Annotated in this window: 22 protein-coding genes; 13 read left to right on the forward strand and 9 right to left on the reverse strand. The window is 66.2% G+C overall.

The annotated features are described in order from the left end of the window. A partial coding sequence (locus VFC51_10735) for an MFS transporter (GenBank protein HZT07495.1) occupies window positions 1-714 on the reverse strand: 714 nt, incomplete at its 3' end. 276 nt (window positions 715-990) lie between these two features. On the opposite strand from VFC51_10735, the gene VFC51_10740 reads away from it, so the two are divergent. Beyond that, entirely contained in the window at window positions 991-2,694 is a 1,704-nt protein-coding gene (locus tag VFC51_10740) for an ABC transporter substrate-binding protein (GenBank protein HZT07496.1), read from the forward strand. A gap of 18 nt (window positions 2,695-2,712) precedes the next feature. Here the strand turns inward: VFC51_10740 and VFC51_10745 are convergent, their stop codons facing one another. Further along, the gene (locus VFC51_10745; GenBank protein ID HZT07497.1) at window positions 2,713-3,873 is read right to left on the reverse strand and encodes a cobalamin-independent methionine synthase II family protein; all 1,161 of its coding nucleotides are present in this window, start codon (window positions 3,871-3,873) and stop codon (window positions 2,713-2,715) included. A 256-nt stretch (window positions 3,874-4,129) separates the two neighbouring features. On the opposite strand from VFC51_10745, the gene VFC51_10750 reads away from it, so the two are divergent. The 3 genes from VFC51_10750 to VFC51_10760 are packed head-to-tail and all read left to right on the forward strand — an operon-like array spanning window position 4,130 to window position 8,169. Beyond that, entirely contained in the window at window positions 4,130-5,257 is a 1,128-nt protein-coding gene (locus VFC51_10750) for an AI-2E family transporter (protein ID HZT07498.1), read from the forward strand. After that, window positions 5,257-7,803, forward strand: coding sequence for a cation-transporting P-type ATPase (locus VFC51_10755; protein HZT07499.1), 2,547 nt, complete (start codon window positions 5,257-5,259; stop codon window positions 7,801-7,803). Before VFC51_10750 ends, VFC51_10755 begins: the two co-directional genes overlap by 1 nt. 18 nt (window positions 7,804-7,821) lie before the next feature. Next, window positions 7,822-8,169: a hypothetical protein gene (locus VFC51_10760; GenBank protein HZT07500.1), complete on the forward strand. Its 348-nt coding sequence runs from the start codon at window positions 7,822-7,824 to the stop codon at window positions 8,167-8,169. Window positions 8,170-8,239: 70 nt separating this feature from the next. Here the strand turns inward: VFC51_10760 and VFC51_10765 are convergent, their stop codons facing one another. Beyond that, window positions 8,240-8,608 carry a ChaB family protein gene (locus VFC51_10765; GenBank protein HZT07501.1) on the reverse strand — a complete coding sequence of 123 codons (369 nt, stop codon included), beginning with the start codon at window positions 8,606-8,608 and terminating at the stop codon, window positions 8,240-8,242. A gap of 260 nt (window positions 8,609-8,868) precedes the next feature. Between VFC51_10765 and amrB the strand changes: the two genes are divergently transcribed. The 6 genes from amrB (at window position 8,869) to VFC51_10795 (ending at window position 13,895) form a co-directional block, all read left to right on the forward strand. After that, the gene (amrB, locus tag VFC51_10770; GenBank protein ID HZT07502.1) at window positions 8,869-10,200 is read left to right on the forward strand and encodes an AmmeMemoRadiSam system protein B; all 1,332 of its coding nucleotides are present in this window, start codon (window positions 8,869-8,871) and stop codon (window positions 10,198-10,200) included. A gap of 133 nt (window positions 10,201-10,333) precedes the next feature. Further along, complete coding sequence (locus VFC51_10775; protein HZT07503.1) at window positions 10,334-10,780, forward strand: hypothetical protein; 447 nt, start codon at window positions 10,334-10,336, stop codon at window positions 10,778-10,780. A gap of 50 nt (window positions 10,781-10,830) precedes the next feature. Then, on the forward strand, window positions 10,831-11,346 hold the full coding sequence (locus VFC51_10780; GenBank protein ID HZT07504.1) for a hemerythrin domain-containing protein: 516 nt from the start codon (window positions 10,831-10,833) through the stop codon (window positions 11,344-11,346). A gap of 275 nt (window positions 11,347-11,621) precedes the next feature. Beyond that, the gene (locus VFC51_10785; GenBank protein HZT07505.1) at window positions 11,622-11,837 is read left to right on the forward strand and encodes a hypothetical protein; all 216 of its coding nucleotides are present in this window, start codon (window positions 11,622-11,624) and stop codon (window positions 11,835-11,837) included. 175 nt (window positions 11,838-12,012) lie between these two features. Further along, entirely contained in the window at window positions 12,013-12,888 is an 876-nt protein-coding gene (locus VFC51_10790) for a universal stress protein (protein HZT07506.1), read from the forward strand. 95 nt (window positions 12,889-12,983) lie between these two features. Next, window positions 12,984-13,895 (forward strand): universal stress protein, encoded by a 912-nt coding sequence (locus VFC51_10795; GenBank protein HZT07507.1) that lies wholly within the window; start codon window positions 12,984-12,986, stop codon window positions 13,893-13,895. 141 nt (window positions 13,896-14,036) lie between these two features. Here the strand turns inward: VFC51_10795 and VFC51_10800 are convergent, their stop codons facing one another. Next, a complete protein-coding gene (locus VFC51_10800; protein HZT07508.1) occupies window positions 14,037-14,279 on the reverse strand; it encodes a hypothetical protein in 243 nt (80 codons plus the stop codon). 184 nt (window positions 14,280-14,463) lie between these two features. Here VFC51_10800 and VFC51_10805 point away from each other — a divergent pair, with 184 nt between their 5' ends. The 3 genes from VFC51_10805 (at window position 14,464) to VFC51_10815 (ending at window position 17,673) form a co-directional block, all read left to right on the forward strand. After that, on the forward strand, window positions 14,464-15,825 hold the full coding sequence (locus tag VFC51_10805; protein ID HZT07509.1) for a nicotinate phosphoribosyltransferase: 1,362 nt from the start codon (window positions 14,464-14,466) through the stop codon (window positions 15,823-15,825). Window positions 15,826-16,032: 207 nt separating this feature from the next. After that, the gene (locus VFC51_10810; protein HZT07510.1) at window positions 16,033-17,187 is read left to right on the forward strand and encodes a Vms1/Ankzf1 family peptidyl-tRNA hydrolase; all 1,155 of its coding nucleotides are present in this window, start codon (window positions 16,033-16,035) and stop codon (window positions 17,185-17,187) included. A 9-nt stretch (window positions 17,188-17,196) separates the two neighbouring features. Further along, window positions 17,197-17,673 (forward strand): archease, encoded by a 477-nt coding sequence (locus tag VFC51_10815; protein HZT07511.1) that lies wholly within the window; start codon window positions 17,197-17,199, stop codon window positions 17,671-17,673. Here VFC51_10815 and VFC51_10820 read toward each other — a convergent pair. From VFC51_10820 to VFC51_10840, 5 genes are all read right to left on the reverse strand, one after another. Beyond that, window positions 17,670-19,436 (reverse strand): adenosylcobalamin-dependent ribonucleoside-diphosphate reductase, encoded by a 1,767-nt coding sequence (locus VFC51_10820; protein ID HZT07512.1) that lies wholly within the window; start codon window positions 19,434-19,436, stop codon window positions 17,670-17,672. The two genes, VFC51_10815 and VFC51_10820, sit on opposite strands and share 4 nt — an antisense overlap. A gap of 12 nt (window positions 19,437-19,448) precedes the next feature. Then, on the reverse strand, window positions 19,449-20,840 hold the full coding sequence (locus VFC51_10825; GenBank protein HZT07513.1) for an RtcB family protein: 1,392 nt from the start codon (window positions 20,838-20,840) through the stop codon (window positions 19,449-19,451). A gap of 129 nt (window positions 20,841-20,969) precedes the next feature. Next, the gene (locus VFC51_10830; GenBank protein HZT07514.1) at window positions 20,970-21,239 is read right to left on the reverse strand and encodes a hypothetical protein; all 270 of its coding nucleotides are present in this window, start codon (window positions 21,237-21,239) and stop codon (window positions 20,970-20,972) included. Then, window positions 21,236-21,430: a hypothetical protein gene (locus VFC51_10835; GenBank protein ID HZT07515.1), complete on the reverse strand. Its 195-nt coding sequence runs from the start codon at window positions 21,428-21,430 to the stop codon at window positions 21,236-21,238. Before VFC51_10835 ends, VFC51_10830 begins: the two co-directional genes overlap by 4 nt. A 117-nt stretch (window positions 21,431-21,547) precedes the next feature. Further along, complete coding sequence (locus VFC51_10840) at window positions 21,548-22,222, reverse strand: BON domain-containing protein (protein ID HZT07516.1); 675 nt, start codon at window positions 22,220-22,222, stop codon at window positions 21,548-21,550. Window positions 22,223-22,243 lie beyond the last annotated feature (21 nt).

The following is a 22,243-nucleotide window of genomic DNA, read 5'->3' on the forward strand; positions in this document are numbered from 1 at the left end:
CGCGCTGATGATGGTCTCGGACCGCACATATTGAAATCCCTCGAGAATCGCCTGCAGGGCGTTGGAGTCGGAGCCGCGTTCGACGGGGTTCGTCACGCGAATGGCGAGCAGGCATGCGCCCAGCGCCACGAAGGTGAGGGCGTTCAGCGTATACGTGTTGGCGACCCCGACGGTCGCGACGCTGATGCCGCCGAGCGATGGTCCAATGATTTGGCTGCCGCGCCGCAGGATGGAGTTGAGGCTGATGGCGGTCATCAGGTCCGCGCGAGGGACGAGGTAGGGGAGCAGTGCCTGTTGTGCCGGAATCTGGAACGCGCCCACGAGCGCGTTGAGCACGCTGGCGACGTAAATGTGCCACACCTCGACGGCGCCGACGGCGATGTCGATTGCCAGCGCCATGGTGATGAGCGTGCTCGCGACCTGTACCCAGACCAACATCTTCTTGCGGTCGACGCGGTCGACGACGGTGCCGGCGTATAGCGACGTGACGACGAAGGGGAGGCTGCTCAAGAGCCCCCCGACCCCGACGAGGAACGGCGACCGCGTCATGTCGTAGATGAGCCAGGATTGCGCGACCTGCTGCATCCAGTTCCCGGCCTGAGAGACGAAAGACCCGGACCAGAAGAGGGCGAAGTCGCGATGGCGCAGCGCACCAAAGGCGCGTCCCTCCCGGGGAGCGCCTGTGTTGGGCAAGGTGTGGCGGCGGTCATGCATCGAGGGAGTGCCTCGGGCCGACAGATGGTCGAGCGCGCGGCAATCATAGGGTGGTCAGTCGCCTCGGGTCAACGCGCACGCTGCGGCCCCGGCGACGCACACGATACGACAGAAGGGGTGCTGGGCGTCTGCAGGTCATGCGGAGATTCCGTTGAACGAAGCCGGTTGTGGCGTTGACGGAGTCGCTTGGTGTCTCTAGACTCGTCGTCGCACGGATGCCCCAGGCAGGGGGCAATGCCCTCGTTGCTCTCCGAAGATGCTGGAAGGGAGTGGCCGATGCGGCGCACACACATGATCGTTCCGGTGGTAGCTGCAGTTCTTTTCGCCTCGGCCTGCGCGTCGCCGGTGCCGCCGGCCTCAGTTGGCCCCGGTCCGTCTCTTCGCGCACCCAACACCGTGCAGCGAACGCTCGTGATGATCGCGCGCGGCGAACCCACAAATCTCGGCGCGGTGGACATGGTTTCTGCGGGACCGGCGGGGCGGGAGGTGGCCCGTCTGTTTTTCGCGACGCTCGACTTCGCGGACGAGCATGGGGTGGCACAACCCTTCCTGGAAGAGGCGATTCCTCAGCTCAACACCGAGACGTGGCGTGTACACGCTGACGGAACCATGGAGACGACGTATCGGTTGAAGCCGAACCTGACGTGGCACGACGGCACGCCGCTCGTTGCCGATGACTTCGTGTTCGCGTGGGACGTCTACAGAACGCCGTCCATGGGAGTTGCCGCGTCCCCGCCCCTAAACCTCATGGGAGAGGTGCTTGCGCTCGACACCCGAACCGTCGCCATCCGCTGGAACCAGCCGTATCCGGACGCTGGTAGCCTCAAGGAGAGCTTTCAGGCACTACCCCGACACATCCTCGAGCCCGTGTTCAACGTCGGCGACGTTGACGTGCTCGCCAACCATCCATATTGGACCCAGCAATACGTTGGGCTTGGCCCGTACATGCTCGACCATTGGGAGCCGGGCGCGTATATCGAGGCGCAAGCATTTGACGGTCATGCGCTTGGTAGACCAAAGATTGACCGCGTCAAGGTCGTGCTGGCAACCGACGCCAACGCGGCAATCGCAGCGTTTCTCAGTGGGGATGCCCACATCGTCATCGACAATCTTGTTCGCGTCGAAGATCTTGCGACGATTCTGGGCGCTGGCGGAGTCGTGCTGAAAAGCCCGCTCAGCTTTCGCATCATCCACATCCAGCGGCGACCAGAGATGGGCGCCCTGCGCGAGCTGGGTGATCTTCGCGTCCGTCAGGCAATCGCGCACGTCGCGAACAAGCAGGGCATCAACGACGCGCTGTATGGCTCTCAGGCCGTCGTGACCGATACGCTAGTCTCTCCACTGTCGGACTACTATCCCGCTATCGAATCCGGTGTGACCACATACGCGCAGGACCCGCGCCTGGCACAACAGCTTCTGGAGGAGGCCGGGATGCGGAAAGGACCCGATGGCTTCTACACCGGATTCGACGGTGCGCCCCTGTCCATCGAAGTCGGAACGACCGCGAGTCCAGTGAACCAGACCGAAAACGAGATCCACCGTGACGATCTGAAGGCGATCGGGCTCAATAGCACGACGATGGTGCTCACCGTCGCCCAGATGCGCGACAACAGAGCGGTCGCCACATTTTCCGCGCTTTTCGCCACGGGCCGAGTCGGCAGCGAGGCCGGCCTGGCCGACTTCGCCACGAAGAATATTCCCCGCGACGAGAATCGCTGGCTGGGAGGCAACCGCGGCGGCTGGTCGAATTCAGCGTATGATCGCGCCTGGGACGCGTACAACACCCTGCTCGACCGATCTGCCCGGGTGGAGCAGATCGCGGAGATGGAGCGGCTCGTGAGTGCCGATGTCGCTGCCATTCCGCTGCTGTACACCCCGCGGATGATTGCCCACGTCGCGAACCTTCGCGGGCCGACTGCGCGCACATCGCGCGACGCAATGGAGCTGGTGCACGTCGAGCAGTGGGAATGGGCCAGCTGATGGACCAATCTGAGGAAGTCAGCCCCAGAGCAGCTTGGTGGCCAGATCCGCCCCCTCCCGCATGGCGCGAAACTTCGCCCACACGACCGTCGGATGCACATTCGGACTGGGCGTAGCCTGGGACGAGAAGCCGCAATCACTCCCCGCGATGACCCGCTCGCGTCCGACGATCCGAGCGAATCGAACGATTCGCTCGGCGATCCATTCGGGATGTTCGACGATGTTGCTGACGTGGCCAATTACCCCCGGAATGATCACTTTGTCGTCCGGAAGCTTCACCGATTCCCAAACGTGGTACTCGTGCTCGTGGCGAGGGTTCGCCGCCTCGAATGAGTACGCACCGGCGTTGATCTTGAGGATGAATTCGATCATCTCTTTGAGGGGTACGTCCGTTGTGCGCGGTCCCTCGTCGATTCCGTAGCACGTGTGGAAGCGTACGTTTTCGGACGGGATTCCTTTGAGCGCTCGATTGATCGCTTCTACGTGGAGGTCGGCCTCTCGTCGGCGCTCTGATGGGCTCAGTTGTGGACTGTGACCCAAGGCATACGTCAGAGCTGGGTCATCGACCTGGAGGATGAAACCAGCATCCACTATCGCCTGATACTCCTCGTGGAGAGCATCGGCCACGGCTCCGAGGTAGTCCTCGTAGGACGAGTAGTAGACATCTTGGCCGATGTCGCGACCCCGTGGAGCGCTCGCCGGCATGAATGCATCCTCGGTCTCGCGGCCGGCGAGCCCAGCCTTGAAGTTCGCAATGTCTGTTTGGACGGCCGCGTGCCCACGGTACGTGACCGGTCCCGTGCAGATGAGCGCGCTGTTTGGCCCGACGCCGCGGCTCGCCGCGACTGACTGGTAGTAGTCGGGAAAGGCATTGAACTCGCTGATCCAGGGCGAGGGGCGCCCGGCAGTCCCTGGCGGCGCCGGCTCGAAGCCCGACAATCGCTCTCGCACGTATTGAAAGAATCCGACCTTGCTTTGCTCGCCATCGCTGGGAACGTCTACACCGGACTCACACTGCATCCGTACAACGTCCGCGACGGCGCCGCGGACACGGCTCGCATACGCCGTGGGGTCGACCGGTCCTCCGGTGGCGCGCGCCTCCATCATCTTCAGGAGATCGGGAGGTCGCGCGAGGCTGCCGACGTGGGTTGTCAGGATCCGATCGGTGCTGCGCTTCATTCGGCTGCTCCTGGTTCAGTTTCGCTCGCCGCGCGGTGCCGGCGGACAAGGCTTGGGGGTTGCTCCAGTGTATCCTCGGCCTCCCCACCCAGGTGGGCGCGCTCCCCACCCAATCGGCGGTGGGAATGGCCGACCTCCGCTGCCTACACTGTTGGTATCACCCGTTCGGGGGGAGCCTCGTGCGCATCCACTCCTCGACGTCGGCGAGCGCGGGGGGTCCGCCGGCGGGGCTCCTCGTCGCCACCCCAGGTTGACGATGCCCTCCGACATCCGAATCTCGCTCGATTACCTGCGGGCCCTTGCTCTGGCAGCGCTCCTCGTGGTGGTGGGGTGGTGGGTGATCGGTCTGTTGTACGGGATCCTGGTGATCTTTGCGTTGGCCGCAATTGTTGCGTTCGTTCTCTCTCCGTTGGTCGACCTCATCGACGCACGGCTCGGGATTCCGCGCGGCCTCGCGGCCATTGCATCGTATCTGGTCCTCGCTCTGGTATGCGGAGGCGTTGGCGCCCTGCTGGCTCAACCGCTCATCGCCCAGCTTCGCCAGCTCGTCGAGATCGCCCCGACCCTTCTTCGAGACCTGAGCAGCCCCACCGCGCCCTGGATCGAGCTCGCCCGCAACGCCGGCGTAACCGCGGACCTCTCGACGGTGCTCACCGCCCTATCCGCCCAAATCCAGAGCTCGTGGGACGATATCGCGCGCCAGGGGTTCGCGGTTGCGCAAGGAGTTGGAGGCGCCGCGGTCGACACGCTACTCGTTTTCGTGATCGCCTTTCACATGCTCACCGGACGTCACACGCTCCGTAACCTCGTTCGGCCCTTCGTGAGTTCCGAGCATGAGCCTACCATCGCGCGCATTGAATCGCGGGTGGGGGACATTCTTGGACGCTACCTCCGTGCTCGGCTCTTGTTGTCGACGATCGTCGGTGTGCTGGTATTTCTCGCGGCGCTCGTCTTCGCTTTACCCTTCCCCATCATCCTGGGCCTCGTCGCCGCGATCTTCGACCTGGTCCCGTTTGTCGGTCCCGTGATTGGGGCGCTGCCCGCGATCGCCGTTGCCCTTGCGGAGGGGCCGCCGCTTCGCGCCTTGGCCGTGCTCATCGCGTTCGTCGTCATCCAGCAGGTCGAGGGCAATATCCTTGCCCCTAAGCTCATGAGTGACGCGGTTCACACATCGCCGCTCGTCGTGATTTTCGCGGTGCTCGTCGGTGCGGAGTTTGGGGGCGTCTGGGGCGCGCTCCTCGCGGCTCCAGTGGCGGGCAGCGTCGGAGCGATAGTCCAGGTTTTGACTGCTCCGCCTGGCCTTCCCGTGAGCCCCGGCGCGAGCGAGGAGGTCGCCGCCGATGGGAAGCCCGCTCGCGTCGCGGCCGGGCGCGAGAACGGTTGATGGCGGAGCGCGCTTCCGTGCCCGCCGCAGTCGATCTCGAAGAGCCTTCCCCGCGTGAGCCTGGCCTCTCGAGTACCGAGGTCCGCAGGCGCGTCGAGGAGTTCGGGCCGAATCGACTGGTGCCGGTGGCGCGGCGGCCGCCTCTGGTCGCCTGGCTCCTCCGCCCGCTCGCCGATCCCATGGTTCTGCTTCTTCTGGTCGCTGGCTCCACGTACCTGTCCCTGGGTGAGCTGGTCGACGCGGTCGTCACACTGGTCGCGCTCGTCCCTATCATGCTCGTCACCTTCGTCCTGGAGGCGCGCGCCGAGCGAACGCTGGAGCAGCTCGGCCGGCTGACTGCTCCAACGGCGACGGTCTGGCGCGATGGCCGCCGTCAGAAGGTACGGGTGGAGGAGCTGGTCCCCGGGGACGTCGTGTTTATCCGCGAGGGGGATGTTGTCCCGGCTGATGGCGTCCTCTTCGAGGGTCGCCAGCTGATGCTCGACGAGTCGTCGCTGACGGGCGAGTCGGAGCCTGTCCCGAAGGATGCGAAGGCTGAGCCAGGCGACCGCGACGTGTGGGCCGGTACCACCGTGCTATCCGGGCGCGGGATCGCACGGATTGTGGCGACCGGTCATCACACGCGTCTCGGTCGGATCGGAACGCTGGTCGCGGAGATTCACCAGCCGGAGACGCCCCTCCAGCGCGTCATACGACGCCTGGTCTGGCAACTCGCGGGCGTGGCGGTGATCTTCTGCGTTGGGGTCTTTGTCATCGAGCTGGTACGTGGCAACGGCTGGTCGGCGGCCATCATCGCAGCCGTGAGCCTCGCGATCGCGGCCGTCCCAGAAGAGTTTCCCATGGTTTTTACCCTGTACCTCACACTGGGCGCCTGGCGCCTCGCGAAGGACAATGCTCTCATCCGGCGCATGGTTGGCGTCGAGACCCTTGGCTCGACGACCGTGATCTGCGCGGACAAGACGGGCACCCTGACCCTTGGCCATCTGGAAGTCGTCGCCTTGGCGACCGAGGAGGGCGAGACGATGGCCGCCGGCGAGGTTGGAACCGGGGCGCGCGCGCTGCTCGAATCGGCCGTGCTCGCGTCGGAGCCGCGCCCCTTCGATCCATTGGAGCAGGCGATCCTCCGGTGCGCTCGGCTGCACGGGATCGAGGTCGCGGGACTGCACGGACGGCACCTCCTCCACGACTACCCGTTTGACCCGGACGGGAAGTACGTCACCCACGTGTGGGGTGACGACGACGGCGCCACGTACGTCTGCGCCAAGGGCGCTGTTGAGGGCATCCTGGCGCGCTCGCAGGCGTCCACGGCAGCGCGACGGGCGGCCCTGACGGCGATGGGTTCGCTCGCCGACCGGGGGATGCGAGTGATCGGCGTGGCGGGCGGCCCGCTCGACGCGCCGAGCGGAGACCGAGCTCGAGATGAGGTCGCGCTCCGATTCCTGGGCCTCGTCGCCTTTTCAGACCCGCTGCGGCCCGGCGTCGCCCAAGCGCTCCGCGAATGCCAGTCCGCCGGCATCCGCGTCTTGATGATCACCGGGGACCACCCGGTCACGGCCCACGCTGTAGCCGAAAGCCTCGGACTCGTCCACGACGATCGGCAGCCCATCGTGACAGGCGAGATGCTCGATCGGGCGGACGACGACGCCTGGAGGAGGCTGGCGCGTGTGGGGAGTATTTTCGCTCGGGTGCGGCCGGAGCAGAAGTATCGACTCGTTCGCGTCCTGCGTGCCCAGGGAGAGGTCGTAGCCATGACTGGCGATGGCATAAACGATGCGCCCGCGCTTCGGGAGGCGGACATCGGCGTGGCGATGGGGCAGCGCGGCACTGAGGTCGCCCGCGCAGCGGCGACGTTGGTGCTTCTCGACGACAACTTCGCGACGATCGTCGCGGCCGTACGCGATGGTCGTCGAATCTTCGAGAATCTGCAGCGCGCCTTCAATTATCTGCTGGCATTTCACGTGCCGATTCTTCTGGCCGCCTTCATCCTCCCGTTCGCCGGGCTGCCGCTCTTCCTGTTGCCCATTCACCTGGTATTGCTCGAGCTCGTCCTGCATCCTATCGTGGCGCTGGTCTTCGAGAACGATCCGCCCTCCCGAGACCTCATGGCCCGCCCACCGCGGCCGCGCAGCGCCGGATTCCTGGCGGGGGCGGATTGGTTGACCTGGCTTGGGCACGGCGCGGTCCTCTTCGCGGGCGTCCTGGTGGTCTTTGTCGGCCAGCTGTCTGCCGGAGCTCCGGTCCCAAGCGCGCGAGCCCTGGCATTCGTCACCCTGGTACTGGGCCAGCTCGTCCTGTTGGTCCTCGCGCGCTCACCCATCGAACCGGTCTGGCGGTCCGGGTTGCGGAGCAACCGAAGCCTTCCGATCATCGGCGCCATCGTCGTCGCAACCCTCGTCGCGGCTGTCGTGGTACCGTTGGTCGCTGACACGCTGGAGCTGGCGACGCTCTCGGCCGCAGACTGGCTCCTCGCGATGTTGGTCGCCCTGGGGACGACGCTCTGGCGCGAGCCGTGGAAAGCCTTGCGGCCGGCGAGCCGGTCCACATAGCGCACGTGGGAGCGGACGATGATCGAGATGGAATGTGTACCTGGCGAAGTGGACCTTCGATGCGGCGGCAAGGCGACGATCCGCCTGGCTGTGCGCTTCTCGTCGCCGAGCGAAAAGCGCCCATTCCGCGTGGACTTCCTGGCCTACGATTCGGCCCTCGTATCGATCTCGCCAGACCACTTAGAGAGCCAGGCTCCCCACGGCAGCCCGGGCGACAACGTGTTCCTGGACTTCGTCGTTGGGTGCATCGGGAGCATCTCGGAAGAGGAGTTCGTGGGCTGCCACCTTCACTCGCCGGAGCTGGACGCGCGCTGCGTCCTATCAATCCGATGTCGGCCCGCCTTGCCGAGCTGGCGGCCTCCGTGATGCGTCCGGCGCCGCCGGCCCAGGGGATCCGCGAGGAGCAGCGCGCCCACGCTCACGCGTGTCGGAAAATCTAAGCCGCTCGCTTTCGGCGTGCCCGGGCGCTCTCTCGGCTCGCCTCGCGCGCCTTGGCCCGCGCTTGCTCTGTGGAGTGGGCAACCTTGCCCCGCGCGGTCGGGGCTTTCGGCTCGTCCGTCGAGGACGGTTTGGTCGTTGGCCCGCGCGCGGCCTGCGGATCAGAGGGACCGCGCTCCGATTTCTTGACCCATCGGTCGCCCTTCTTCATGTACTCATGCTTGAGGGCGGCGAAGGCAACGCGATGAGCGCGCCCGCCGTCGCCATACGTTTTCACGGCACTGTCGTGGGCGTTCTTCCAGATGTGACGGGCGTGGGGCTCCGAGCGCATGATCGTTTTCGGGATTTCGGTCGGCTCATTGGGCATCGTGTGCTCCTCCCTGTCCGTATATGCATACCTCCAAGCATCGCGGACGCTGGTTGCTGCGGGAGTGGTGCGGGGTGGCCGTCTCGTCAACGGAATTTCACCAGATCGAGAACGGACCGGGCGAAGGCGAGGCGCGCTAGGAGAACGATCGGCTCCCGTGCGCTTGAGAGGCGGCTCGTGGAAAATGAAGGCGCGAGAGGGTGGAGCGCCTACGTTTTGTGCCGCGCGTCGCTCTGTCGACACTCCACTTGGGATGACCTGTGCGAATCGACCGATCAGATTCCAGGACGGATGCCGCCGCGCCCACGGGCGAGGCCGCGGACGGTGAGAACCGCGCCGGCGGATCAGAATCGAACACGACGCGTCACGTGGGCGACTTACCGGAGCGTCCTCGCCTGCGTCCCGTCGAGGCGTTCCCTGCGCACGTGAAGGGCCAGCCGATGATCTGTCTCCGCGATCCAGCGCATATCAGCGAATCGGTGCTCGGGCTATCACCCGAGGCGGCGCCGATTCTCAGCTCCCTGGACGGGACGCACACGATCCTGGACATCCAGACGGCGGAGACACGAAGGCGCGGCCGAATCGTCCTGCGGTCGGAAATTGAGGAGGTCGTCCGCGCGCTCGACGCGGGTCTCTTCTTGGACAGCCCGCGTTTCGCGGCGGCGTACGAGGCCCAGACCCAAGCGTTCCGCGCCTCAACCTCGCGACCGGCGTATCACGCGGGCCGCGCGTATCCCGCCGATCCGGATGCGCTGCGCGAATGGCTTGACGGTTTCTTCCGGCATCCCGACGGCCCTGGCGCCATCGCGCCGGACGCCCCGCCCGCCCCGGTCGCCGGAATCCTTTCTCCCCACATCGACTTCGCGCGCGGCGGACCCGTGTACGCCTGGGCGTATCGGGCGCTTGCGGAGGCCGAACCCGCCGACGTGTACGTCGTCCTGGGCGTTCCGCATCAGGGTATCGAAGGGCCGGCTGCCGTGACCCTCAAGCCCTTTGAGACGCCGCTCGGCGCACTCGAAGTTGACCGCCCCTTTGTCGACGCGCTGGCTCGGCGCGCCCGGTCGGACCTCTTTCGCGGGGAGATCGGGCATCGCACGGAGCACTCGATCGAGTTCGAGACGGTCTTCCTGCGGTACCTCTTTCCGCATCGGGAGATCCGCATCGTCCCGATCCTCACAAGCTTCGTGCATCAGTTGATGGCCGAGGGAATAAACCCCCGCGACGACCCCGAATCGCAGCGCTTCATCGAGGCGCTGGGCGAGACGATCGCGGCCTACCCGGGCCGTGTCTGCCTGATCGGGGGTGTTGACCTGGCGCACGTCGGCCCCCAGTTCGGTGATCCCGCGCCTGTGACGATGCAAACGCTGGATTGGCTCGCCAGCGAAGACACGGCCATGCTCGCCGCAGTGGAAGCGGGCGACGCTGATGCGTTCTACGAATCTGTGGCGAAGGATCGCGATCGCCGACGAATTTGCGGCCTGACTCCCATCTACACCGCGCTGAGCGTGCTCGGTCGCGGGGGCAATCTTCTCAAGTATGGACAGGCTCCGGACCCAGGCGGCACGGTGACATTCGCGAGTGTGGCTTTCTAGCGCGCACTGCCCCCACGGGTAGGTAGCTCACACCTGGGCGGGCAGCCGTGGCGACTACCTCGTGGTCTGTGGCGACGGCCTCGCGCTCATCCATATGCTGGGTTGCAGATTGGACCGTTGGAGTGCGAGGCGCATGTCAGACGGATTCAGGCACAAGTTCCCCCACGTCGCCAGACCGACGCGCGATAACCTTGCCCGGGTAGCAGCGCTCGATTCGGCGCGCGCCATCGCGGACGCAGCGGACGCGGACCAATACGCCATTGCCGTCGCCGGCCTGCCCGGCCTCGGGCCTCCCGATTTCGAGGAGTTGGTGCCTCGCGCGCATCTCACAGCGATGAACGAGGGGCGACCGGCCGCCTATCGCATGACGATCGTGCTGAAGGTCGCCGATGCCGACCTCGGCGTGGTTCGGCTCGGCACCGTTCGCCCGTCCGGATTTTCCGTCGAAGACGTCAGGCGAGCGCGATGCCGCGCGGCGGTGGAGAGCCAGGCCCTCGCAACGACGCTCGGACGGCTACGGTCCGCGAGGAGCTGCGTGGGTCGGAGCCCGAAACACCGCGCGCGGCCCCGCGTGGCATGATCGGAAGCACGTCCAGATTCTCGAATCGAACACAGGGAGGTAGATTGCCGATGACCACGATGCAGCCGCTCCACGAAGAGCATCAAACGCTTCTTCCCCACATCGAAGCCCTCAGAACGGCGGCCGAATCGCTGGATGCTTGGGACGCGAGACAGCTCCGCGAGGCGCTCGCCGGGGCACGGGAGTTCCTCAGGGAAACCCTCATGCCGCACGCCGCGGCGGAGGAGGACGTTCTGTATCGCGAGGTGGAGCGGTACCTCGGCTCGCCCGATGCGACCCGCACGATGCGGCGGGACCATGAGGAGGTACGCACGCTGCTCGGAGATCTGGAGTCGCTGCACGCGTCGCTTCCGGCGGCAGGGTTAACCGGAGACGTGAAGAACGAGGCCCGTCGCGTGCTCTACGGGCTCTACGCCCTCTTGCGCGTGCACTTTGCGAAGGAAGAGGAGGTGTATCTCCCGATCCTGGAGGCACATCTCGACGAAAGCGGCGCCCAGGCCCTGTTCCAGCGCATGGAGCACGCGGCGCACGAGGCCCACGCGCATCTCTCGCACCCTGCGGCCTAGCGGGGATCGTTGGCAAGCGCGTCCCATTGACGGGCGTGTTGCCGGGTGGATTCCGTCATTCGCACGCGGGGCCTGAGCTAGCGGTATGGCGCCGTCCAGGCCCTCCGAGCGCTGAGCCTGGAGGTGCCACGGGGACGCGTGGTCGGGCTGCTGGGGTCTACAGCCCCGAGATTGGCGTGGCCGCGCTGGACCTCACCGTCCTGGTCGCGATCGCCACCGCGATAGCTGGCGAGCTCGCCTGCCTCTAAGCCGTGACGGTGCGGCAAGCGTAGCAGATGCTGAACGTTGTCCTTATGGCGGGCGGCCTCGCGCCGCTTTTTGGGGCGGAGCTGCTGCCGACTGTGACGCGGATTGAAGTCGCGCGACGGGCTGCGAGCGTCGGCTCAGGGGGGTGGCTCCTCTTCGGGGGCGCGGTTCTGTCCGCGCTCGATGGCGTCCTTCTCATCGTCGCGAGCCGCCGATTTCGCCGACCCGAGCTTGTGCTCGATTGAGCGGGTTCGCAGGCAACACGACTACCCGTGCCGGCATCGACAACCACCCGCTCGGGGGGCGTGCTCGCTACGCTGGGCGCGGTACGCTCTAGGTGCAACGAGGCGGCACGGAGTGCACGTGTTGTGGTGCTGACGGAGCAGAATCGCCGACAGGTGCCGTCGCAAGGAGGTGGCTGTGATCCACCGAATCCTCTTCCCGACCGATGGCTCCGCATTTGCTGAGCGGGCGCTCCCGACGGCAGCGGCGATAGCGGCTGCCCAGGGCGCGGAGATCTTTCTCGTCCGGGTGACGGCGCCGCCGGCGTGGCTCACAATGGACGGCGTCGCCGGAGATGGCATCAGCCCGGAGCTATATCAGCAGGTGACGGACGAGCTCCACGAAGAGGCTCATCGAAACCTCGATCGCCTCGCCGGAATCTTGCGGGCGCAGGACATCAAGGCATCTGTGCGGCTCTTGGAGGGAAGCACATACGCGGCGCTGCTCGACTATGAAGCCCAAGTCGAGCCCGAATTGGTCATCATGGCAACCCACGGTCACACGGGGCTGGCCCGCTTCGCCCTGGGGAGCGTTGCCGACGTGATGGTCCGGGAAGGAACAGCGCCAGTCCTATTAGTGCGCTCGTTTGGCAAGGAGGTCGTTTCTCTCGAGAGCGCCCTGGTACCGCTCGACGGTTCGGCGCTGGCTGAGCAGTCCCTGCCGTTAGTCGAGACGTTGGCGGGGAAACCGCTCCAGCGGGTGTTCTTGCTCAGTGTGGTCGATACCCCGCAGGAGCGGGCGGACGCGTGGAGCTATCTCATCCAGATCGTCCTCAGGCTGGCAAACACGCCGTTGCATCTGGACTTTGACGTTCAGGTGGGTCGCGTGGTCGAGCGGATTGCTGAGCGTGCTCGGAGGATGGATCTCGTAATGATGGCGACACACGGCCGCGGCGGATTCGACCGACTTCGGCATGGGAGTGTGGCGACTGCGATGGTCGCGGAGTCGCCGGCGCCGGTGCTACTCGTACGCGCTCGAGCGGAAGCGGCATCCGCCGGCGCTCTGGCGGCGTAGCGCATGACATGGCCCTGGATCGGGTCGCATGCGATGAGCGCCGCGGCGGGGATGGCCCGGAGCGAAGCCGCTGAGGCGCACCCGAGGAGGCAATGATGTCGGTACAGCCGAGCCCACAAGTGGAACAGGCGCCGCCCGCTCAACCCGCTCGACTCCGCGTCCTCGTGGCTGTGGACGGCACTCCGGCCGCCGCCGCTGCGCTGGCGGTGGGCCGCGTGCTCGCGGCTCAGCTTGGTGCGCGCGTCGCTGCGTTGCACGTTACAGCAACACCAACCGACGAGCGTGAGGCGCGCCAGCGTCTGGGCCTTGATGCACCAGAGACGAGGGATCTCGAACTGGCGCTCCGGGTCGGGGACCCCGCCAGCGAGATCCTTCGCGCGTCCAGCGACGATGATGGAGTGACCCTATTGACGATGGCAAGCCGGGCCACAGATTCGGCGGCGCCGCTGGCATCGGTCACTTTATCGGTCATCAGGCACGCGTATCGGCCCGTCGTGCTCGTCCGACCGGACCTGGTCATTGGCCATGACGTTCGACCGGTCCGCCGGCTTCTTGTTCCCGTCGATGGGAGCCCAACGACGGCGCGCGCGCTGAGATCGGTCACGGAGCTAGCACATCGGCTCGGCGCATCCATCAACCTCCTGTACGTCGCGGGGGCTGAACGCCTTTCTGCGGAGCAGGGAAGCATTACCGCGCCGCGGTACGTGGACCAGGTCCACCACGAGTGGGCACAGTGGAGCACGGAGGTTGTCGATCGACTCATGCGGTGCCTTGCTCGATGCCCGGAAGACGTACCGATCGAGCTGTTCCTGGCCGTGGGCGACCCGGGGAGCGAGATCGTCCGGTTCGCTGCCGAGCATCACGAGGACGCAGTCGTGCTGGTGCGCCGAAGCGAGCTGGAGCCGGGGCGGGGGAAGATCCTGTGGCGAATCTTCGAGGAGAGCCCCCTCTCGCTGGTTATCGTCGCCGCGCCCTATCCGTTCGGTGAGCCGGCGAAACAGGCCTGAGCTTGTGGAACGGCAGGGGTGAGGGGCCGCCGGATGGCACGCTCAGCACGTCGGAGTCCAATCCTGCACCGAAGAAACCGGTCATTGGTGGTTTTCGGTCCTTCGCCCGCCGGCTCAGAATGGCGGATTGCGTTCGGCTGCTTAGCTGCGCGATCTCGGCGCGCGATTCAACGCGAGCACCATCTCCTCGAGATGCCTGTCTGATTCGAACCGTTGGACGACCAGGAACGCGTGCACGACCGGCGCCAGCGCAAGCCACCAGAAGCCCTGGAGCATGAGAACCAACGCAAGCGCCCAAATGGCGCCATTGATGGCGGCCTGAGCAGGTCTGTCGCACAAAAGAACCGCGGCCGGACTGCAGACCAACGTGAGCAGATACCGCATCTTCCGTCCCGCCTTTCCCCATTTGGTGCGTGTGTAGGACGGAGTGTAGGATGCGCTGGCGTTACACTCCCCCGACCGAAGGGGTAGTTGTTGCGATGGAAGCGCTCGCATTGCGGGCCTACCCCTCCGGTCCTATTCGCGTCATCGCGAAGGTTCCCATCTCTCGGCGCCCGGAGGACTCGCCATGGTCGATCCGCACTCCGTGAGCCTCGCCACAGATCTCTATCAGCTCACCATGGGCGCGAGCTACCATGCTCTGGGGATGACCGATGTGGCCACCTTCAGCATGTTCGTGCGGAAGCTCCCGGCCAACCGCTCGTTCCTTGTCGTCGCGGGGGTCGAGGAGGCGCTCGACCGCGTGCGGGCCCTCCGATTCGACGGGCCAGGAATCGACTACCTGCGATCGACCAGCCAGATCCGGTCGGACTTCCTCGATTCGTTGAGCGAGTTCCGCTTCAGCGGCGATATTTGGGCTGTGCCGGAAGGGCGCGTGATCTTTGCCGACGAGCCTATTCTCGAGGTGCAGGCGCCCATCATCGAGGCGCAACTCGTGGAGACGGTCCTCGTCAACGCGCTCCACTTTCCGACGCTCGTCGCGACGAAAGCCGCGCGCTGCGTCATTGCCGCACCCAACGCCGCCCTCATCGATTTCGGTTTGCGACGCACGCCCAGTATCGACGCGGGACTTGCCGTGGCGCGGGCCGCGTATCTCGCGGGATTCGACTCGACCAGCAATGTCCTCGCGGGCGAACGTTTTGGAATACCGGTCGCGGGAACGGTCGCCCACTCGTTCATCGAAACGTTCCCCTCGGAGATCGAGGCCTTCCGGGCGTTCGCAGCCACGTTCCCGGGGCCCGTCACGCTCCTTATCGATACGTACGACACGGTGAGCGGCGCGCGCCACGCGGCGCAGGTGGCACACGAGCTCGCCACGCAGGGCCGGCGGGTTCAGGCGGTGCGAATCGACAGTGGCGATCTGGCGCAGCTCAGCCGGGAGGTCCGTCGCGTGCTCGACGCGGCAGGCTGCCGAGACGTTCGAATCGTCGCGAGCGGCGGTCTGGACGAGGAAGATCTCGCGGCGCTGACGCAAGCGAACGCGCCCATCGACGCATACGGTGTGGGAACCAAGCTCGGCACGTCGGCGGACGCGCCGACCCTCGACATGGCCTACAAGCTCGTGCAGTATGGCGACGAGCCGTGCCTGAAGCTGAGCGCCGGCAAGCAGACGTTGGTTGGTCCCAAACAGGTCTGGCGACACATCGATCCTCACGCCCGGTTGACCGGCGATCGAATTGGCACGCGCGATGAGGCGCCGCCCGGCCCGGGGTGGGAGCCGCTTCTGGTTCCCGTCATGCGGGCTGGAGAGGCGCTCGCGCGTCCGACCTTAGCGGAGCTTCGTGCGGCCCATCGGCGCGAGATGGCCGCGCTCCCTCCTTCCTTGCTCGACCTCGCGCAGCCTGGTCGCTATCCCGTCGAACTGAGCGAGACACTGGCGGCCCGACAGGCCGAAGCGGTCGCTGAGGTCCGGCGCCGCGAGGAGCTGTAGGCCGGGCGTGTCAGGCCCTTCGACGGGCTCAGGGCGAACGGGTCGGGGGCACAGGGCGAGCGGAAGGGAAGGACGCGCGCCCACCCCGCCAGCGCCGGGCCAACTACCCCGACGGATGTCGGCCGGGCCTACCAAAAGTGGGATCATTGATCGCAGGAGCCGAGAACACCCGACGGTCAATGCCTGGCCATTGACGGGAGGTCTACTGTGAGAACTGATACCGGCACGACGCACCTTGATGTCACTACGCTCCCGGCCGCGAAGGCGGTGGACGCCCTGCGCGGACGACTGGAGGGAGATCACGTGCTGTCCGCGTACCTGGATACGAGCCCGCAACGGACCGATGGGCCGGGGTGGTTGCTCACGCTGCGCGACCACGCCAAGGAGCTTCGAGACAAGCTGGCAGACCCGGTGGCCGAGGGTTTCGAGGCAGCCGTCCAGCTCGCGGAGCGCTTCTTGACCGATGCATTTGTCCCGACACACCCCGGCATTGCCCTCTTCAGCACGGAGAGCCGGGGCGCGTACGTCGTCAATCTCCCCTACCGACCGGTCGAGGGCGTCGTGTGGATGAAGGGCGCGCGCATCGAGCCGCTGGTCGCGGCGCTTGACGACTTCGAACGCGTCGCCGTGGCGCTCCTGGACAAGGAGGATGCGCGCCTCTACACGGTGTTTCTCGGGGAGATCGAGGCTCGGCTGTCCTTAACCGACTACGTTCCCGGTAAGCAGGCGACGGGCGGCTGGTTTGGCCTTTCCCAGACCCGGTACGCCCGCCATCACGAAGACCACGTGCATCGCCATGTGAGCCGGACCATTGACGCGCTGCTGGATCTCGATCGCGAGTATCCCTTCGACCGATTGCTCGTCGGCGGACCAGACGAAATAGCGGCGATGCTTCGACGGAAGCTCCCATCCCGACTGCGCGGCCGCCTGGCTGGAAGTGTCAGCCTGCCGATGTTTGCGAGCGAGCGCGATGTGCTCGATGCCGCGAGACGTGTCGCCGAGGACGTCGAGCGTGAGCACGAGATCGCCCTCGTGTCCGAGCTTCTCGACTCCGCGGGCCTGAAGCACACGGCGATTGGCCTGGACGACGTGCTCGCCGCGCTCGCCGACGGGCGAGTCCACGAGCTGCTGGTGGCCGAGTCATTCGACGCGGCCGGCGCCGAGTGCCAAGTGTGCCATCGGCTGCTCCCCGCGCGCGACCGCTGCGTCTGGTGCGATGCGCCCACCATCACGGTGCCAGACCTCCGCGAGCAGGTCGTCCGGCGGGCCCTCGACCAGGGCGCCAGCATCGAGATCGTACGCGGAGAGGCGGCGAGCAAGCTGAATGAACAGGGTGGCATGGGAGCCTGGACTCGCTTCTGAGTCCCGCCCGTGGAGCGCAGCGGCGTCGATCCGCCCATGAATAGCGGCAGCTCCCGCTGCGGCTATGCCGTCCTGGAGCATACGGCCGATGTCGGGCTGCGCGTGTGGGGGACCACGCCGGCTGAGGCCTTCGGGCAGGCCGCCCGCGGAATGTTGGCCATCATCGTCGGCCCCGATGCTTCCATCCTGCGTGCTTCGCGCCCGGTTGAAACGCGCGAGGTCCGAATCGACGGCGTCGACCTGGTCGATCTCCTGGTTAGCTGGCTCTCGGAGCTGCTCGTCTTGCTCGATGCGGACGGATTCCTGCCCATCGACCCACGTATCGACGTGTGCGGACCAACCGAGCTTCACGCCTGGGTCAGCGGATACCAGCTAGCCGAGAATGAGTGGCCGGGTGGTCTCATGATCAAAGCGGTGACCTACCACCAGGCGCGCGTCGATGTGCGGGATGACCGGGTCGAGGCTCAGGTCATCTTCGACATCTAGCGAGACGCCGGGGCGCCGGCATCGACCGGTTGCGATGGCGGTGCATCACACGCCAGGCAGAAGCTCGCCAGGTGCAGGGGTTGTCCGGGTCGGCTTTCATCGCGGAATACGGTAATGCCCTTGAGCCCAAGCGCGAAGGCCTGCAGAAAGGTCTCTTTCACCGTCTCCACCGTTGCGCCAGGAGGGAGATTGACGGTCTTGCTGATCCCCGCGTCAACTTCGTCCTGAAACGCTGCCTGCACTTTGAGGTGCCACTCGGGCGCAATCTGGTGGCTCGCGGCCAAAACGGTGTGGATAGAATCGGGCAGCGCGGTCGACCGCGTGGTAAGGCGCTCCAGCATCTCCTCCACCGCGACGCCGAATTCCTGGGCAAGCTCCGCTACGGCGTGGTGCAGAAATTCCAGCGTCTCTCCCTCGGCGAGCACCCGGCGGTACGACAGCGCATAGATGGGCTCGATACCCGAGGAGCAGTCGGCGAGGATACTGAGGCTCCCGGTGGGCGCAACGGTCGTGAGCGTGGCGTTTCGCCGCGGCTTCGCACCGTGATCGGCGAACACGCTTCTCCGGAACTCGGGGAAGGGTCCCCGAACGGCTGCCAGCGCCTCCGAAGCGGCGATGGCCTCCCGTCGGATGAAATGCATGACGCGCTTCGCCGTCGCAACCGCCTCCTCTGACGCGTAGGGGATGCGCAGACGGATGAGCAGATCCGCGAACCCCATCACGCCGAGGCCGATCTTTCGATTCGTCAGGCACATCTCCTCGATCTCGCCGAGCGGGTACCGGCTCACGTCCACCGCATTGTCGAGGAAGTGGACCCCGAGCCGGACCGCGCGGCGGAGGCGCGGCCAATCGACGGCCGGCCCACCATCGCCAGATCGAACCATGTGCGCGAGGTTGATTGATCCGAGGCAGCACGCTTCGTATGGCAGGAGCGGCTGCTCGGAGCACGGGTTCGTTGCCTCGAGGGGCCCGAGCTCCGGCGTTGGGTTGTCGCGGTTGATTCGATCGAGGAAGAGGAGCCCAGGCTGGCCGTTGGCCCACGCGCAGCGCGCAATCTCGTCCAACAGCCCGCGCGCGTCGACCGATCGGACCACAGCTCCGGTGCGGGGGTTGACGAGCGGGTACGATTGCCTGTGGGCGACGGCGTGCATGAAGGAATCGGGCACGCCGACCGACAGGTTGAACGTGGGTAGGGCTCGCGGATCCTGCTTGGCGTGGATGAACTCGTCGATGTCCGGATGATCGACGCGGAGAACCCCCATGTTGGCGCCCCGCCGCAGACCGCCAGTCGTGACGACCGCGGTCGCCTGATCAAAGATGCTGATGAAGGACACGGCGCCGCTCGAGCTGCGCCTGGTCGAGAGGACCACGTCGCCCCGGGGCCGGAGTCGCGAGAACGAGAATCCGGTCCCGCCGCCCGACTGCTGAATGAGGGCTGCCGCTCGGACGCTGTCAAAGATTTTCTCGAGCGAATCTTCCACGGGGAGCACGAAGCAGCCATGGAGTTGACCGAGCGGAGTACCGGCGTTCATCAGGGCGGGTGAGTTGGGCAGGAAGTCGATCTGCGCCATCAAGCGGGCAAAATTCGCCGCGGTGCGTTTGGCGTCCGCGGACGCGCCGTACAGAGCGTCGGCGGCTGCAACGGCCCCGGCCACTCGGCGAATCAGTTCGGATGGGGTCTCGACAATCGTCCGATTGGGATCACGGCGCAAATATCGAAGGCGAAGCAGCTTTGCCGCGTTTTCGGAGAACGTCGCCGTCACCGCGCTCGCCCGCTATCCCTTGATGACGCCCAGCGGCTCCAGCTCCGCCACGATTCCGGCGATGCCTGCGCGCTCCAGGATTGAGACGACCTCTCGGACGTCCTTGTACGCCTCGCTCGACTCCTCTGCGAGGGCGCGCCGATTCTGGGCGCGGACGAGGATCCCGCGCTGCCGAAGCCGCTCCGCGACGTCGATGTTCACGAGGGCGCGCGTGGCGGCGTGCCGGCTCAACGTTCGCCCGGCGCCATGGCAACTCGATCCCCAGGTTTCCTGCATCGCTCCGCCCAGCCCCACACAGAGGAAGGAATAGCGTCCCATGTCGCCGGGCACCAGGACCGGCTGCCCGACCGTGCGATAACGGGCCGGCACGTCGGGATGGCCGGCCGGAAATGCCCGGGTGGCGCCCTTTCGGTGGACGCACAGCTCCAGTTCCTCGCCATTGACGACATGCCGTTCGAGCTTCGCGATGTTGTGGGCCACGTCGTACACGATCTGGATCGAATCGTCCGCATCGGCGATGCCAAGCACCCGCCGAAAGCCGTCGCGCACTGCCGCGGTGATCGCCTGGCGATTGGCCCATGCGAAATTGGCGGCCGCTGCCATCGCTGCCAGATACTCCTGGCCCTCGGGTGACCCGACGGGAGCGCAGGCCAGTTGCCGGTCGGGCACGTCGATATCGTAGCGCGCCATCGCCCGCTGCATCACCGCCAGCGCATCCTGACACACCTGGTGCCCAAGTCCGCGCGAGCCCGTGTGGATCGACACGACGATCTGGCCTGGCCCGGTGAGTCCGAAGACGCGCGCCGCCTCCTCGTCGGAAATGGACCTCACGGCCTGTACCTCGAGGAAGTGGTTTCCGGAGCCGAGGGTGCCGAGCTGTCCCGCGCCCCGCTTGCGAGCCCGCTCGCTCACGCGCGCCGGTTCTGCGCCGGGAAGGGCGCCGCCCGACTCGATCACGTCGAGATCGGCCTGGGTGCCGAGGCCCATGCCCACGGCCCACGCCGCACCCTTGGAAAGGATCCCGTCCTCATCGTATGGCGTCAACGTTCGCGCAGCGGCGTGTCCCATCCCCGCCGGCACGTCGCGAAAGATCTGGTCGACGAGCTCCTTCAAATGGGGCAGGACTTCTTCGCGACGCAGGGGCGTCCGAAGGAGTCGTACGCCGCAGTTGATGTCGAACCCGACCCCGCCCGGCGAAACCACGCCGTCAGAAGCCCGCGTCGCCGCCACACCGCCGATGGGAAAGCCGTAGCCCCAGTGGATGTCGGGCATCGCGATGGCGTGGCCGACGATGCCAGGGAGTGTGGCCACGTTGGCCACCTGCTGGATGGCCATGTCGGCGGCCATCGTGCCCATGAGCGCCTCGTCCGCAAAAATCAGGCCGGGCACCCGCATACCGGGCATGTAGTCGATGGGCAACTCCCAGCGAACGGGATCAAGTCGGCGGAGGACCTGACGCCAGTCGCGCTCTTGCGCCTCTGCTGCCACCATACCTCCTATCCAGATGGCTCGTGCCGTCGTCCACGCGCGACCCTACGCGGCGGAGCGCATTGCCTCTTGCAGCGCGGCCGCCACGCGGGATTCCTCACCGGGCTCCTCGCTGAGGGCTCGGATGTGATCCAGCGTTCGCCTCACGGCTTCGTCCTGGACGCTCGTTTCGTGCTTGCCCTGCTCCATGTAGTTGTCGCCGCCGGGTGGATCGCGGTGGCCCCACGCGATCTGCCAGTGGCCGGCGCGCTGCCGGAGCGTCACGTACGCACGCCCAATTCGGTCGGTCCAGAAATAGATCGTCGTGTCTGTCATCGCACATCCGCCTTCTGGCGAAAGCCAAGAACTGCGCAGGCCCTGAATTGCGCCAAGGGGATATCGTCTTTGCCCACGCAGATCAGCGTGGGGTCTTCGGTGCCCGGAAACCGCTCGCCGTACTCGACCTTGATCTCCTCGGCTCCTTCGATCTCGATCTCCTGGCCTCCCGAAAGATAGATCGTCATCATCTGGGCTCTCCGGTTTCGATCATCGTCCTGCTTCAAGCTTAAAGAACGGGGCCAAGCATGGAAAGCCACGGGCGGGTGGTTATTCGCGAGCGACGGTCCTGCCCCGTTGGGTGGCCATCAGCCTTCGGCCGCGACCTCGAGCTGATCGACGACGGAGCTGACGCCGGGCGCGTGACGCGTGGCCTCGATGGCGGCCCGCTTTTCGGGCCACGAGCGCACCTTCCCCTGCAGCGTAACGGTCCCGTCGGCCACCAGGACCTCGATCCGCTCTACCTCGCGCGCGAGCTGGCGCTGCAGCGCGTCCTCGATCGCTCGTCGGATCTGGTAGGGGGACAGTTCGGGGCGCCGGACTTCCAGCTTGTTGACGATGCGCGTCACGCCATTGATGTGCAGGACCGCGTTCCACGCGTCGTCACGCTCCCGCAGGAGGTCGACCTCCCCCTCGAGCGTCAGCTCGCCGTGAGAAACGGTGGTGCGAATCCGATCCGCGGCGACGAACACGTCGCGTTCTAGAGCGCGACGCACGTCCGCGGCGATGTCCACGTCGGTGCGGATGGTGCTTGTCGGAAGTCGAACGTCCACGTGGTTGACAACGTCCAGAACGTCCCGAACCCGATGCGCGGCGTTCTGCGCCGCGATGCGAGCCGCATAGCTCGGAACGGTGCCGGTGAGGGTGACAATGCCATCCTGCACCTCGACGCCTATATCCGTCTCGTCCACCCGCGAGTCCCACTTCAACTCGGCCACGACGTCGGATTTGATATCGGAATCGGATTTCACAGCGCTCACCATCGTGCCGTGCCTCGATACGGT

This window comes from Chloroflexota bacterium, assembly GCA_035652535.1.
Classification (GTDB): domain Bacteria; phylum Chloroflexota; class UBA6077; order UBA6077; family SHYK01; genus DASRDP01.